The 14,276-nt window shown below is 45.5% G+C and carries 15 protein-coding genes; 4 read left to right on the forward strand and 11 right to left on the reverse strand.

Annotated features, from left to right (window positions below; all coding sequences use genetic code 11):
* Window positions 1-157 precede the first annotated feature (157 nt).
* The 5 genes from ACYQ4O_RS04945 to ACYQ4O_RS04965 are packed head-to-tail and all read right to left on the reverse strand — an operon-like array spanning window position 158 to window position 5,785.
* Window positions 158-1,168, reverse strand: coding sequence for a YeiH family protein (locus ACYQ4O_RS04945; RefSeq protein WP_308514054.1), 1,011 nt, complete (start codon window positions 1,166-1,168; stop codon window positions 158-160).
* Between the two features lie 8 nt (window positions 1,169-1,176).
* Window positions 1,177-3,003 (reverse strand): aminopeptidase P family protein, encoded by a 1,827-nt coding sequence (locus ACYQ4O_RS04950; RefSeq protein ID WP_460174931.1) that lies wholly within the window; start codon window positions 3,001-3,003, stop codon window positions 1,177-1,179.
* Complete coding sequence (locus ACYQ4O_RS04955) at window positions 3,003-3,362, reverse strand: hypothetical protein (RefSeq protein WP_066593912.1); 360 nt, start codon at window positions 3,360-3,362, stop codon at window positions 3,003-3,005. The genes ACYQ4O_RS04950 and ACYQ4O_RS04955 overlap by 1 nt, the downstream gene beginning before the upstream one ends.
* On the reverse strand, window positions 3,355-4,455 hold the full coding sequence (locus ACYQ4O_RS04960; protein ID WP_308514052.1) for a 3-deoxy-7-phosphoheptulonate synthase: 1,101 nt from the start codon (window positions 4,453-4,455) through the stop codon (window positions 3,355-3,357). Before ACYQ4O_RS04960 ends, ACYQ4O_RS04955 begins: the two co-directional genes overlap by 8 nt.
* The gene (locus tag ACYQ4O_RS04965; protein ID WP_460174932.1) at window positions 4,433-5,785 is read right to left on the reverse strand and encodes a DEAD/DEAH box helicase; all 1,353 of its coding nucleotides are present in this window, start codon (window positions 5,783-5,785) and stop codon (window positions 4,433-4,435) included. The genes ACYQ4O_RS04960 and ACYQ4O_RS04965 overlap by 23 nt, the downstream gene beginning before the upstream one ends.
* 123 nt (window positions 5,786-5,908) lie before the next feature.
* Here ACYQ4O_RS04965 and ACYQ4O_RS04970 point away from each other — a divergent pair, with 123 nt between their 5' ends.
* Window positions 5,909-6,316 (forward strand): FKBP-type peptidyl-prolyl cis-trans isomerase, encoded by a 408-nt coding sequence (locus ACYQ4O_RS04970; RefSeq protein WP_374041579.1) that lies wholly within the window; start codon window positions 5,909-5,911, stop codon window positions 6,314-6,316.
* A 57-nt stretch (window positions 6,317-6,373) separates the two neighbouring features.
* Here ACYQ4O_RS04970 and pdxY read toward each other — a convergent pair whose 3' ends face one another.
* From pdxY to rsfS, 6 genes are read right to left on the reverse strand one after another with little or no spacing between them, the layout of a single operon-like run.
* The gene (pdxY, locus tag ACYQ4O_RS04975; protein WP_460174933.1) at window positions 6,374-7,273 is read right to left on the reverse strand and encodes a pyridoxal kinase; all 900 of its coding nucleotides are present in this window, start codon (window positions 7,271-7,273) and stop codon (window positions 6,374-6,376) included.
* Window positions 7,274-7,293: 20 nt separating this feature from the next.
* On the reverse strand, window positions 7,294-7,821 hold the full coding sequence (locus ACYQ4O_RS04980; protein ID WP_308514049.1) for a chromate transporter: 528 nt from the start codon (window positions 7,819-7,821) through the stop codon (window positions 7,294-7,296).
* Window positions 7,818-8,414 carry a chromate transporter gene (locus ACYQ4O_RS04985; RefSeq protein WP_460174934.1) on the reverse strand — a complete coding sequence of 199 codons (597 nt, stop codon included), beginning with the start codon at window positions 8,412-8,414 and terminating at the stop codon, window positions 7,818-7,820. Before ACYQ4O_RS04985 ends, ACYQ4O_RS04980 begins: the two co-directional genes overlap by 4 nt.
* A 27-nt stretch (window positions 8,415-8,441) precedes the next feature.
* Window positions 8,442-9,050 (reverse strand): Maf family protein, encoded by a 609-nt coding sequence (locus ACYQ4O_RS04990; protein WP_460174935.1) that lies wholly within the window; start codon window positions 9,048-9,050, stop codon window positions 8,442-8,444.
* 1 nt (window position 9,051) lies between these two features.
* Window positions 9,052-9,519: a 23S rRNA (pseudouridine(1915)-N(3))-methyltransferase RlmH gene (gene rlmH, locus ACYQ4O_RS04995; protein ID WP_066593897.1), complete on the reverse strand. Its 468-nt coding sequence runs from the start codon at window positions 9,517-9,519 to the stop codon at window positions 9,052-9,054.
* Entirely contained in the window at window positions 9,516-9,890 is a 375-nt protein-coding gene (gene rsfS / locus ACYQ4O_RS05000) for a ribosome silencing factor (protein WP_308514045.1), read from the reverse strand. The genes rlmH and rsfS overlap by 4 nt, the downstream gene beginning before the upstream one ends.
* A 133-nt stretch (window positions 9,891-10,023) precedes the next feature.
* On the opposite strand from rsfS, the gene ACYQ4O_RS05005 reads away from it, so the two are divergent.
* The 3 genes from ACYQ4O_RS05005 (at window position 10,024) to dcuC (ending at window position 13,997) form a co-directional block, all read left to right on the forward strand.
* Window positions 10,024-11,151 carry a metallophosphoesterase gene (locus ACYQ4O_RS05005; protein ID WP_308514044.1) on the forward strand — a complete coding sequence of 376 codons (1,128 nt, stop codon included), beginning with the start codon at window positions 10,024-10,026 and terminating at the stop codon, window positions 11,149-11,151.
* A gap of 168 nt (window positions 11,152-11,319) precedes the next feature.
* Entirely contained in the window at window positions 11,320-12,591 is a 1,272-nt protein-coding gene (locus tag ACYQ4O_RS05010; RefSeq protein WP_460174936.1) for a M20/M25/M40 family metallo-hydrolase, read from the forward strand.
* A gap of 23 nt (window positions 12,592-12,614) precedes the next feature.
* Complete coding sequence (gene dcuC, locus ACYQ4O_RS05015) at window positions 12,615-13,997, forward strand: C4-dicarboxylate transporter DcuC (protein ID WP_460174937.1); 1,383 nt, start codon at window positions 12,615-12,617, stop codon at window positions 13,995-13,997.
* The last annotated feature ends 279 nt before the right edge of the window (window positions 13,998-14,276 follow it).

Raw genomic sequence — 14,276 nt, forward strand, 5'->3', positions numbered from 1 at the left:
GGAAGTATCTATTAAATATTTAGGTTTAGTAAGCCTACATATTATCATAGCTTCAATTTTTTGTCTGTTTTCCTTACCGGCGAAGAGGATCGGGAATAAAACTCCAAGGCACAAAAAAATCCTCCCGAAGGAGGATTCATCGCAGCGCAAAACTGGATTATTTAATAATAGCGATACCGATAATGACCCAGAACAACAAGAAGAAAGTGTCAAGAGTCATAAGAATAATCGGCGTCCAACCAACTTCTTTTAACTTACCTAAAGAAGTCTTAAGACCAAGAGCGCCGATAGAAATCAAAATGAACAATCTGGAGATTTCACCCATTGCATTGGAAACTTCGGTTGGAATAGCGCCTCCGACGTTTAATCCGGCTAAAACAATGAACCAGATCAAGAACGAAGGAATGTTCTTGTACCAAGGCTTAGCGGCTTCTTCAGCTTCTCTGTGTTTCTTAGAAGCAAAAAGAAACATGAAGATGATGAGCATTGGAATAATCATCGCAACTCTCAGCATCTTGGTCATGCTGGCAATTTCCAAACAATCCGGACCAATCATGGCACCGGCACCGACTACCTGAGCGACGTCATGAATGGTGCCTCCGAGGAAAATACCGGCATCAACATTATTGTATCCAAGCATAGTGCAAATGCTTGGATAAATAATCATCGCTAATGTTGACAATGCGGTAACAACAACGACGATTGCCAACAATGCTTGTTCGCGAAGCTGACTCTTGTTAAGTGTTGCAGCCAAAGCAATAGCGGCAGATGCACCGCAAATTGCAGTGGATGCACCAGCCAATGCTGCCTCAGCAGTAGGCCACTTGAAGAATTTGTTGATTATTACACCGAAAATAACGGTGCAGAAAACACCTCCGACAATAACTACAAGTAATGCGGGAGATAAAAGACTAAGTTGCTCTGCAGAAATTTTTGCACCAAGCAGAGCCACGCCGATTCTTAAAACCGTAGTGGCGCAGAAATGGATGCCTCCTAACGTTCTCTTTTCTTCGGAAAGAAAATGAAAGGCCATTCCAAACAGAAGAGCGAACAAAACGGCAGGGCCACCATACTTCTCGGAAACATAAAGTGCAGCTGCACCAATAATGACCGCAATTAGGGTCCCCCTCCATCGGGACTCAAGCCAGACTTTCGTTCTGCTAACCATATAACCTCCTAACACACAGGGGAGGTCTTGGCTTTTAACCACTCCTGTGTTTCAATATCATCAATAAGTAGTGGAGAAAGTTTCTTCCACACGGCGCTATGGTAAGCGTTTAGCCAGTTAATTTCATCGGCTTGGAACAATTTTGAGTTAACAAGTGTCAAATCGATCGGACAGAGACTAAGAGTACGAAAACCTAAGAAGCTTCCGAACTCGCTATCCCCCACAGGAATAGCGACTGTTAAGTTTTCGATCCTAATTCCCCATTTTCCTTCACGATACAAACCGGGCTCATTGCTGGTAATCATGCCCTTTTTCATTTGAGTTCTATAGGTTACTAATGAATTAACCCCGTTTGAAACGCGAGGATAGCTAATTCGCTGAGGCCCTTCATGGACATTCAAAAAGAAGCCAACGCCGTGGCCGGTTCCATGCCCATAGTCGGCTAAATCTTCCCAAATTGGTGCCCTTGCTGCTGTATCTAAGATTTGTGATGAAATGTTTTCAGGAAAGATTAACTTGGCAAGGTTGATATGTCCTCTTAAGACTGCCGTGTAATCAGCCTTCATCTGTTCGGATGCTTCGCCTATCGGAACTGTTCGGGTAATGTCCGTTGTTCCCTCAGGATACTGAGCCCCCGAATCAATCAACAAAAATCCGCTGCCTTGTATTTTTACCGGCTTGTCATGATCCGGTTGGTAATGCGGGAGCGCTGCATTTGGTCCGAAGGCACAAATAGTCTTGAAGCTGGAACAAAGAAAGCCGGTCTGCTCTTTTCGGAATTCCAGAAGTTTTTCGGCGCACGATTCTTCCGTTAATTCTCCGCTGTCTTTATTTTTATCAAGCCAACAGAAAAATTTTGCGAGAGCAACCCCGTCTTTCAGCATGGCTTCATCGATAAGCTTGACCTCTTGAGGAGTTTTTCTGGCCCTTAAAAGTTCCACAATATCTTCTCCTTCGATAGGAGAAGAAAATTTTTGAAGTTTCTTTGCAATTAATGCGTTAGTGGTGGATGGCGAATAAAGAACTTTTTCTTCTTTACCCAAAAAGCTCAAATAATCAGAAAACTCTTCATACGGCCTAAAATTAACGTTCTTCAGAACGAGGTTGACCGCCAGAGGGACGGAGATGCTCTTTTCATTGACAAAAATTGTCAAACCGTTTTCTACGTCATACATTCCGAATGAATAGAAAACAGGAGTTTCCGGCAGATCATTGCCTCTCAGATTTGTCAGCCACGCAATGTCTTCCAGACTGGTGAGCAAGAGCTTTTGTGCACCTTCCTTCTCAACAAGAGGCTTTAATATCCCAATTTTGTCTTTGACGCTTCTGGGACTAATTTTGTGTTCAAAAATCGGGCTGAAAGAGACCTCCGGCCTATCTTCTTTCCAGACAACATCAAAGGGATCCTCTTCTAGAAGAACTAACTTGACGCCGGATTTCTGCAGTTCTTTTTCCAAAATGTCGGCATCTGCTGCACTAATAAAGGCCGCGGGGACTCCGACGGAAGAGTCAGAAGATAAGTTTTTTCTCAGCCATGCGCTTTCCTCTGATATCAACCTCCCTTGGGCTTTGATAAGAGAAATTCCCGTGTCTGCGAGTTGTCTTTCTGCCTGAATCCAATATCTGGGGTCAGTAAAAAGAGCCGCTTCTTTTTTAGTGACGATCGCGTCTCCGGTTGAGCCTGTGAATCCTGTTAACCATTCACGAGAGGCGTAATGTTTATCTAAATATTCGGAAAGATGCGGGTCGGCGGTAGGAACAATCAGAGCATCAAGCCCTTTTTCTTCCATGTATGTGCGAACAAGACTGAGTTTATCTTCTGCCCGAAGTGTCATTAATATACCTTTCTAATTTGGATGCTCAATGGTGTGCCGCTTTCATTGGATTCGACTACTTGTTTTCCAATATTCATTTTTTCAATACGCCATCCGGCATCTCTGAGTTCATTGAGAGTCGCTTCTACGTCAAGGTCAGGACATTCGAATTTAAAGCCCGCAAGCTTTTCACCGGCTGAAAATAATTCCACTCCCTTGCATTCCGTTTGCGTTCTTACCGGAGAGTCAATGAGGGGATCGAGGCCTGCTCGATCCACATGGGGGATGAACGCTTGACGATAGGAGTCGCCGGTTGTCGAACATGCGGCTAAAAACAGAACGGCTAAAGAGGATGCCAGTATCAGAATTCTTCTAATCATTTAATTTTTTGTCCAATAATTTTCTGTGTGCTTGGCGTAAAGCATGCTCCGTTGTTTCCCAGTCGATGCAGGCATCTGTAACGGAAACACCGTATTTAAGCTGAGAAAGATCTTCCGGAATCGGTTGATTGCCTTCATGAATATTGCTCTCAAGCATTACACCGCAAATTGAAGTATTTCCATTCACAATCTGGGTGATGCAGTCTTTTAGAACAAAAGGCTGAAGGGCCGGGTTTTTCATGCTGTTGCCGTGTGAGCAGTCAACAATTATGCGTTTTTCCAAACCGGCTTTTTCCAGCTCTTTTTCCGCAAGCATGATGCTGACGGTATCAAAGTTCGGTCTTCCGCCGCCACCGCGCAGCACTAAGTGGCTGTAAGCATTTCCTTTAGTTTTGATAATGGAGCTTTGGCCGTTTTCGTAAATTCCGAGGAAGTAGTGGCTGTGGCGGCTTGCTTTGATAGCGTTGATAGAAGTTGCGAGCAACCCATCGGTGCCGTTCTTGAATCCGACCGGTGCAGACAAGCCGCTGGCCATTTCTCGATGGGTTTGGCTTTCGGTTGTGCGCGCGCCGATCGCATACCAGCTGATTAATTCACCGAGATACTGAGGACTGAAAGGATCGAGCGCTTCGGTTCCGACTGCTAATCCCATCTCGTTAATCTTAAGCAAAAGCTTGCGGGCCTCAAGCATTCCTTCAGCCATATTGAAGGAATTATCCATGTGCGGATCGTTGATGAAGCCTTTCCAACCTGCAACGGTTCTTGGCTTTTCGAAATAAACGCGCATGATGGGAAAAATGGTCTCGGAAATATGGTCCGAGATAGAAAGCAATCTCTCCGCGTAATCTAAAGCAGCCTTAGGATCGTGAATAGAACATGGGCCTGTGATAACGATCAAGCGATCGTCTTGACCATCAAGAATATTCTTGACAGCTGTACGTCCTTTGGCCACGTTAGCTGCTGCCGCCTCAGTTAAAGGTGCCATGGTTTTGATTTCCGCCGGAGTCGGCATCGGGGAGAAGCCCTCAATGTTGACGTCTTCAAGCGAAAATCCTGCAGAGCGTTTCACTTCATTTAATTCTGGTTGTTTCATTCTGTTTTCTCGTTTCGGAGGTTTTGCCCGAGGCTCTTCTTCTTGAACCGCGAGGACTTTTGTTCTTGATTTTGTCCATTTTAGAGGCTGAGTCTCGGTTTTTGGCGTTTCTTGGCGCTGATTTACCGGTCCGCGGACTGCTTTTCTTCCGAGAAGGTCCTTCAGAGCCCGAAACGGAGCCTTCTTTATAGTTATCGTAATTAAGGCCGGGAAACTCAGTAGCTCTTAATGAGGTCTTTAAGAATTTTTCAATTGCCTTGAAACGAGGAAGCTCTTCACTGCTGACTAAAGAGTAGGCTTCTCCTTCAAGGCCGGCTCTGCCGACTCTACCGATGCGGTGAACATAGTCTTCTGCCTGTTCGGGAAGTTCGTAGTTCACTACCTGAGGCAGCTTTTCAATATCCAGTCCTCTTGCGGCAACATCCGTAGCCACAAGGATCGGTAGTTCGCCATTCTTGAATTCTTCTAAAGCAGTGCTTCTATGGTTCTGGCTTTTATCGCCGTGAATGGCTTTTGCTTTAAAGCCGTCTCTGAGGAGCTGCTTGCATAGTTTGTCGGCGCCGTATTTTGTTCTGGTAAAGATTAGTGTTTGGTTCCATTGATTATCGACAATCAAATCACGGATGACATCTGCTTTGGCCGTCTTTGGAACCTTATAGAAAGTTTGACGGACAAGGTCGGCAGTTTTGTTTCTGGAAACTTCAACGCTTTCCGGACTATTAAGAAACTGAAGGCTGAGTTTTTTAATTTCAGGAGAGAAGGTGGCTGAAAACAACAAGGTCTGGCGATCTTCTGGTAAAAACTTCATGATGCGTTTCAGGTCAGGAAGAAAACCCATGTCCAGCATTCTGTCGGCTTCGTCCAGGACAAGAGTATGGGTTGAAGAAAGCTTGGCCATTCTTTGGCCAATGAGATCGAGTAAACGTCCCGGAGTGGCAACCAGAAAATCCGTTCCTTTGGCTAATGCCTTCTTTTGCGGATTGATGCCTACGCCGCCGTAAGCCAAGGCAACTCTGACCGGCAGGTCTCCTTTGAGCATTTCAATGTTTTCGGCGACTTGGGCCGCTAATTCGCGGGTCGGAGTAAGAATCAAAACTCGAGGAGAACACGGCTGATAATTCGTCGGGTCTTTTTCAATTTCATTAAGCAAAGGAAGTACGAAGGCCGCTGTTTTCCCGGTGCCTGTTTGAGCTGCTGCGAGCAGATCTTTTCCTTGTTGAATAATCGGAATGGCTTGTGCCTGAACCGGGGTCGGTTCCGAATATCCATTCTTAGTGACGGTTTTCTGAAGATTTTCCGAAAGTCCAAGATTATCAAAGCGTACGGACATGATGTTCTCCTTTTTTACCATTCAAAGTCTAATTTCGAATGTTTCTCATTCTGAGAGATCGTCTCACCACGGGTAATCGTAAAAGTTCACAATGTAACCATCTAGTTAGAGGAGTAATTTCCGATGTTTGGTATTGACACACAAGATCTCCAAGACCTCAAGATTGTTGATGTGAAAGTAGGTACCGGTGCTGAAGCTAAACCCGGTAACTTAGTTCGCGTCCATTACACAGGATGGCTTGAAGACGGTACTAAGTTTGACTCCAGCCTCGACAGAAACGAACCATTCGAATTCCCGCTCGGCGCAGGTATGGTAATTCAAGGTTGGGATCGCGGAGTCGCAGGCATGAAAGTCGGCGGAGTTCGCCGCCTCTTTATCCCGGCACAGTGGGCTTACGGCGAAAGAGGAGCAGGCGGTGTAATTCCTCCTAATGCAACATTGATCTTTGAAGTTGAGTTGTTAGGCGTACAGGACAACGGTAAATGGCAGCTTGAAAAAGATGTGATTGAACCGGTCCAGCAACAGCCATAATCAACAAAATCTAATTGAAACGCAGGCCTCAATTGAGGCCTGTTCTGATCTGGCGAATTAGATATTGATTTTTTCTGCCTCGAAGTGAATGCTCGGAGCAGTTATTTCTTTTTGGGCCTCAATAAGAGGCAAATCAAGAGATCCTTTCGGGGTAAGTTTCACCAGCATGTAAAGCGTGGATACGGCATGTTCCAGAGCTTCTTTTAGATTATTTGTCCGCAAAAGAGTACCGAAAGCCACCGAAGTAAACACATCTCCTTGGCCTGCTACGGCCGTGACGGTTCCGGTAGCTCCTTCTTGTTCTCCGGCCATCTTGATAAATGGTGTCTTGACAATCCAGGCTTCATCTTTTGTGACGGCTAGGGTATCAATTTCATTTTCCGGAACGTCCGGTGTCCGAAGACTAGTCACGAAAACGGTACGGCAGCCGTGAGAGCAGAAAAGCTTTCTTGCAGTAGCCACGGCATCTTCACGGCTGGTTAATTTTTTGCCGCTGAGTAATTCCAGTTCGAACTGATTCGGGGTTGTGATATCGGCAATACCTTGAAGCAGTTCATCTTTCATAAATCCCTGAATTTCCGGTCTTACGTAAACGCCCGGGCCGGTATCTCCGAGAACCGGATCACAGCACCAAAGAGCTTTCGGATTAGCAGTTTTAATTTCTTTGGCTAAATCTAAAATAATCTCTCCGGTTTGAACATCGCCTAAATAGCCTGTAAGAAGTCCTTCTATCTTAGGAAACAGCTCTCTTTCTCTAAGTCCTTGGATGACGTCAAGCAAATGTTCTTTGCTGAAAACGGCACCGCGAAAAGTCGGATGGCCTGTATGGTTGGAGAATTGAACCGTGTTAACGACGATCGGAGTAAATCCCATGAGCTGTAATGGAAAAACAGCAGCTGTATTTCCCACAAAACCGTAAGCTACATGCGACTGCATCGTTAAAACATAGCGTGCCATATCTAAATCCTGTTTTTCAATTAAAAAATTCCTAAGACACCGAGGATACCGCCGGCGGCAATTAGCAGAATTAGCGGAAATTTGGTCTTCCATACGATGATCGTGACGATCGCTGCCCACAATAAAAGTTTGTAGTTATCCAGATTGCCTTGAAGTAGGAGATATCCCGTAGCGAATAATAAACCAATTGCAACAGGTGCAAGCCCGGCTTTATAGGCTTTGATATTTTTGCTGTCGGCATGATTGCGGACAAAACGGCCCGCATAAAGAGCAATCAAGGTGAAGGGAACGCAGGTGCCTGCGAAGGTCGCAAGACATCCTAAGGGGCCTGCGGCTGCCCATCCTAAAACGGCGGCAATTAGAACGTTCGGGCCGGGAAGAGATTGACCGAAAGCCACTGTTGCAGCAAATTGTTCCGGTGTGAGCAGCCCGCTGCTTTCTACTAAAAAAGAATACATGCCCGGCAAGCTTGCCATGAAGCCGCCGATAGCAAAAATAGAAATCAGAAAAAAGTTGCCGAACATCAACAAGAAGAGAGTCGGAGTCATTTTTTAAGCTCCTTATTGGCTTTTTGAACGATGCGGTAGAGAGCCCAGAAAAAGGCCGGAATCCCTACGAGAGGCAAAACTTTGATCATTGACATCTTAAACAGTCCGACTGAAATGAATGTCACGGCAAGAAGCAAAATCCAAACGGGTTTGCCGATGATGTTGCTTTTGATGTTCGGTACTAATTTAATGGCTGCACCGATGACCATACCGGAGGCCGAGGCTGCCATTCCTGCCAGCGCTGCTGAAACGACGGGATTGGAGGCATACTGTTCGTAAATGACGAATACGGTCAGCATCAATGTTGCCGGAAAGGTAATCATGCCCAAGAATGCCGCCAAAGCACCGCGCCATCCGAAGTATCGGTCTCCGAGCATGACGGAAAGAATCATGATGTTCGGTCCGGGAAGAACTTGCGAAACCGTTAGCATTTCCAGAAATCGCGGCATCGTCAGCCATTGCTTTTGGTCGACTAAAAATTGCTGTGCAATTGCAGTTGATCCTCCGAAGGCTTGCATGGCCATGCACGTGAAGGACCAAAAGATGTCCCAACAGTTCTTTGGCTGTTTTATAGAAGAGGGTTCTTGAGGCATTCTTTTTAGGTTAAATAAGAATTCTAGTTAACCTAAAAGTGTAATGCCGCAATTTTGCAATAAAGAAAAAGTGACTAATTTTGGAAGGCCGACAATTCCTGAATAACTGCCGTTGAAGGATTTGACGAACTTGGCAGCTCCCCCTTGAATAGCGTAGGCACCGGCTTTGTCCATCGGTTCCCCCGTGGCAATATATTCTTGGATTTGGTCTGCAGAAAGCTCCCGGAATTGCACTTGAGAGATAGAAGTATCCTGAAGAAGTTTTCTGTTTTTGTCTATTACGGCGACAGAAGAAATGACACGGTGAGTTTTTCCGCTCAGTTTCTTTAAAGTTTTAAAAGCATCGGCTTTGTCAACCGGCTTTCGAAGGATTTCTCCGTCTAGTTCAACGATTGTGTCGGAAGCGAGAACGGGCAATCGAGTCATTCCGGCCGTTTGAATATAGGAGTCGACGGAAAGGGCTTTTTCTGCAGCGACGCGTGTAGCGTAGTCAATCGGCTCTTCATTGGCTAAAGGTTCCTCGCTCACGTCGTCAGTCGGATTAAGCAACACCTCAAAATTCAATCCCCACTGAGAAAGAAGTTCTCTTCTTCTCGGCGATTTTGAGGCAAGATAAAGTTGAGCGGGATTATGCACTTTAAGCTCGGTGATACGGATGGTTGTGCAGCAGAGACCAAGAACGGTAGATCTGTTCCAATATCAAAACGCGAACCATCGCATGGGGAAGGGTAAGCGAAGATAAACGAAGCATCAGCTCTCCCTCGGCCTTTAAATGTTTGTCCAGACCGTCGGCTCCGCCGATCACGAATACTACCGTTCTCCCCTGGTCGTTCCAGCTATTGAGCTTGGATGCCAGTTTGACGCTGGTGAGATCGACTCCTCGTTCGTCGAGAATAACCAGAACGGAGTTCTTGGGAATAGCGGATCGAATTCTTTCTGCCTCGGCCTGCATGATTTTTTCCGTTGTTTTGGTATTTCTATCTTCGGCTTTTAGGGCTTTGACTTCTACGTTCCAATCTTTCGGAAAGCGGCGAAGATAGTCTTCGCAGGCGGTGTTGGCCCAGTCAGGAAGTTTCTGTCCGATAGCGATGACAACGACTTTCATTCTTCTTCTGAATCTTCAGACTGCTTTTCGAGCATTTTCAGCTTGACCGGATGTGCACCCCAAAGCTCTTCAAGGTTGTAATAAGCTCTGAGAGCCGGCTGAAGAATGTGAACGATGACATTGCCGCAGTCAACTAAAACCCATTCTCCGGTTTCTAACCCTTCAATAGCTACGGCTTCCCCGCCGTTTTCCTTGACTTCACAGAAAACGTGGTGGCCCAATGCTCGTGCCTGACGGTTGGAGTTAGCGCTGGCAATGATGACGCGGTCAAATAATGCGGTTTGTTTTGTGGTGTTGAATACTTGGATGTCCTTAGCTTTTACGTCTTCCAAAGCATTCACAATAATTCTTTGAAGTTTTCTAATATCCATTAACTTTTCCTGAGAATCAGTATTTCTATTGTATTCAGTTTCAAACTATTAAGTTGAAACATTTTGATTTTTTGAGCCGGAAATCGTTATATTCATAATTCTGATTCTGACCAAACGTGCGGACAAAAATTACATGTTTCTTCTCGTTCCTTCTGCCTTTCTAATTATTTATGCGGTTTGCAGCGGAGTGCTGCCTCTGAAGATTTCTTACGGATGGAAAATTCTTCTGGGATTAGTCATCGTTCTTGCCGGCTTAAAGTATCCCATCTATACAGCGGGAGGCGGAACGTGGCTGACTCCTTCTGTTTCGAAAGAAATGATGATTGTCATGGAAGCGGCGTATGGTGCCTTGGTGGTTCTGGTTTTTCTTCTTATCCTGAAAGATATCGCTTCCATTGGATTGTTTTTGTTGAGGAAATGGGGCGTAGTTATCCCATTTTCATTTAATAAAAATTCTTTTTTATTTGCTTTGATGGGCATTGCTTTGTTAGCCGGTCCCTACGGATGTTGGCAGGCGATAAAAGTTCCGGATGTCCGAGAGCAGACGATAACAATTAAGAACCTTCCTGCTCAATGGAAAGGTTTGAAGATTGTCCAACTGAGCGATCTTCATATCGGAGCTGTACAGGGCCGAGAGTGGCTGACGGAAATTGTCCGAAAGGTTAATGCTTTAAAGCCGGATTTAGTTTTAATTACCGGAGATTTTGTTGACGGCAGAGTCAGCCGAGAATTGCCGGACTTGGAAGTTTTAAAAGAATTGAAGTCTGCATATGGAACGTATGCTGTCCCCGGCAACCACGAGTACTACTCCGGTTATCAGGCTTGGATGGACGCACTTCGAGGCTTAGGAATCCATATGCTTGAAAATGATTCTGCAGTGCTTGTTAAAGATGGATCACCTTTAGTTATCGGCGGTACGACTGATTTCGGAGCTTCGAGATTTAATATGCTCCCTCCGGATTTGCAGCGAACATTCGAAGGAACCCCGGCAGGAGCAGTTCGAATTTTGATGACTCATCAGCCTAAGACGACTTATCGGAGCAATGAAAGATTCGAGCTTCAATTGTCAGGTCATACCCATGGCGGTCACCTTCTCTTTATGTATCCCCTAGTCGGTTATTTCAATGACGGGCTCGTGTTCGGTCTTTATGAAAGAAACGGGAAACAAATTTACGTCAACAGAGGGACAGGCCTCTGGAACGGTTTTTCCATGAGATTAGGCGTTCCATCCGAAATTTCCCTAATTAAATTGGAAGGTTAGCTTCATTCTTAAGCACTATTTTGTTGATTTTTAATTGTTTCAAAGTGGCTTCTGGTTGTACCTCATAACGTTTTGGCGGTACTTAATTAATAATTAAGTTCAGGTAATCAATTCGGTTACTTAAATCGTCAAATATGTATTCGTAGAAATACACCTCGAGGAGCAGAAATGTCACAAGAACATCAACCTATTTGTACTCAAGAAACTAATGATCTAATCGCTAAGTTAAGAGCTTGTCCTGCGGTCGAAAAAGGCCTTGCTCAAGCGGAAGAACAGCATCAGCAAAGAATCAACGAACAGGTTCAACTGACCGAAGTTCCGGCACCTCCTTTCCATGAGGAAGAAAGAGCTAAAGTTTTTGCTCAGCTTCTGGCTGCCGCTGGCATACCGGACGTGCATCAAGATGAAATCGGCAATGTTATCGGAAGACTTAAAGGGACCGGAAACGGACCGACATTGGTAATCGGTGCTCATATCGATACCGTCTTCAAAGAAGGTACGCCGATTAAAGTCACCCAAGAAGGCACCAAATATTTTGCCCCCGGAATTTCCGATGATGCCGCCGGTTTAGCTTCTTTGCTTCAGGTGGCCCGCTCCATTACTCAGCAAGGAATCAAGACTGTCGGAGATATTGTTTTTGTAGGAACTCTTGGAGAAGAGGGCAACGGAGACTTGCGCGGATGCAAAGCGCTCTTTAAAGCAAAGAACGATTACGACGGAATGCTTGCAATTGACTCTGCAAACGTTCACAGAATTCTCAGAGGAAGCGTAGGCTGCAAACGTTTCCGCGTAATTTTCGAAAGTTTAGGCGGTCACAGCCTTCACAAGTTCGGTATTGTCGGCTCTTCCATCCACGGGCTGGCTCGTGCAATTACCAAAGTAGATGATCTTCAGGTTCCGACTGATCCGAAATGCACTTTCAACTTCGGTGTTATTAAAGGCGGTACAAGCGTCAATGCCATCGCAGCGCGTGCAGAAGCCGAGCTTGATATCAGAAGCGTGGACCAGCCGTCCTTGGAAGCTTTTGTTGAAAGAGTCCTTAAAGCCATTCAAGAAGCCTGTGACGAAGAAAATAATCGTTGGAACCTTGAAGGCGAAAACGCTGTCCGCTTGATAATTGAACAAATCGGAGACAGACCGGCCGGGGCAAACAAAGATGATGCTTCAGTCATTCAAGCTGCTTACGGAACTCTCCAGTCCATGGGCATTTCTTTGGACAAATACACTTTAGCGGCAACTGACCAGAATGTGCCTCTTTTCTATGGTCTTCCTGCTACAACATTGGGAGCCGGCGGGGTAGAAGCCAATAACCACTCTCTGAGTGAATGGTGGGATGCTGAAGACGCTTTCCAAGGTCCTCAGGTTGCCTTCTTAACTGCTTTGACTTTGGTCGGCGTAGACGGTGTCACTGAACCTTTATTAGAAAAACAACCTCGATAATCTCAAACTGAAAGGAAAAAACTATGCTAAGTATTGGCATTGTTATCGTTTCAATTCTTGCGGCGGCGTATCTGATTTTCAAAAAATACTACGCTCCCGGCGCGCTTTTGTTTGTCGGTCTGGTTACTTTGGCCGTGGTTGCCGTTATTAGTCCGGAGCCTTTAATTACCGGTAAAAAAGCTACGCATTTAGCCGGTCTTGATGTTATTCAGATCTTTACTAATCTGCTTCAGACCAGAACTGCCGGTCTCGGCATGAATATCATGGCTATTGCCGGCTTTACCTATTACATGGATAAAATCGGTGCTTCAGGTGCTTTGGTTCGACTTAGCGTTAAACCTCTAAAGATGATTAAGGCACCTTACATCGTGATGGTTTTAGGTTTCGCACTCAGCTTGGTGCTGAATGTTTTTATTCCTTCGGCAGCTGGCTTGGCACTGCTTTTGATGGTATCACTTTATCCGGTCATGGTTATGGGTGGCATTTCTCGTCAATCTGCCGCGGCTACCATTCTTGCGGGCGGGTGCTGCTGCTTCGGTCCTTCGGGCGGTAACAATCTTTTGGCCGCCGAATTGACCAAAATGCACGTCATGGATTTCTTCCTGAATGTTCAATGGTCCGTTGGCTGGGCGGCAGTTATTGCCATGCTAATCGCTCACTTCTTCATCCAACGCTGGTTTGACAAACGAGACTTGGCTAAAGGCATTTTGACCAAAGAAGATTTTGAAGTTCCGCAATTAACCAAGGAAGATTCCAAAGCGATTAACGCGCCTTTGTGGTATGCCTTTTTCCCGCTGATCCCGGTTATTCTGCTCTTCGTCTTCTCTCCGCTTGTCTATAAAGGCATCAGAATGGAAGTCGTAACAGCTTTGCTGGTTTCTACGTTCATCTCCTTATTCTGCGACGGATTAAGAAGAATGAACTTGAAAGAATCTATCGGTACCTTGAAGACTTTCGCTGAAGGTATGGGCAAAGTGTTCACTTCCACTGTATTCCTGATTGTGTGTGCCGAAGTCTTTGCTGCAGGTTTAACAAAGTCCGGCGGTATTTCGGAAATTATTAACTCCGTCTCAGGTATGCAGGCAGGCGGTTATGCGGTATTTACGGTGATGTTCCTTATTGTTGTGGGATCCGCCTTCGTGATGGGTTCAGGCAATGCTGCCTTCTTCAGTTTTGCGCCGATGATTCCTGACATTGCCTCTAAGGTTGGCCTTAATGCAGCGTTCATGATGTCGCCGTTGCAGTTAACCAGCGGCATGGCTCGTTCTTCCAGCCCGATTGCAGGTGTGACCATCGCGGTCGCCGGCTTAAGCGGACTCAATCCTTTTGACCTTATCAGAAGGACAATCCCCGTTATGGTGATTGCGATTGTGGTGACCTATCTGCGCTCACTTATGTTGTTGTAACATTTAAAAATTTTGTTAGTCTGTTGTAACAATTAAAAATTTTCTCATCGAAGAGAAATAGCGAAAAAGCCCGTCGGCGAATTTACGTTGACGGGCTTAATTTATTGGGCGCCCCTCAGAAAAAGGTTTAAAGAAAATATGCCTATCTAAGGATAGGGCTTGCTGTGCAAGGGATATGTACAACCCTGAGGGATAGAAACATGTCTCCCTCACCCTCCAAATTTGTATACCTATTTATGGGGATACTACCCCTCATCTAATCATCCGATATATGAAAGG

The sequence above is a fragment of the Turicimonas sp. TL08 genome, from assembly GCF_054660695.1.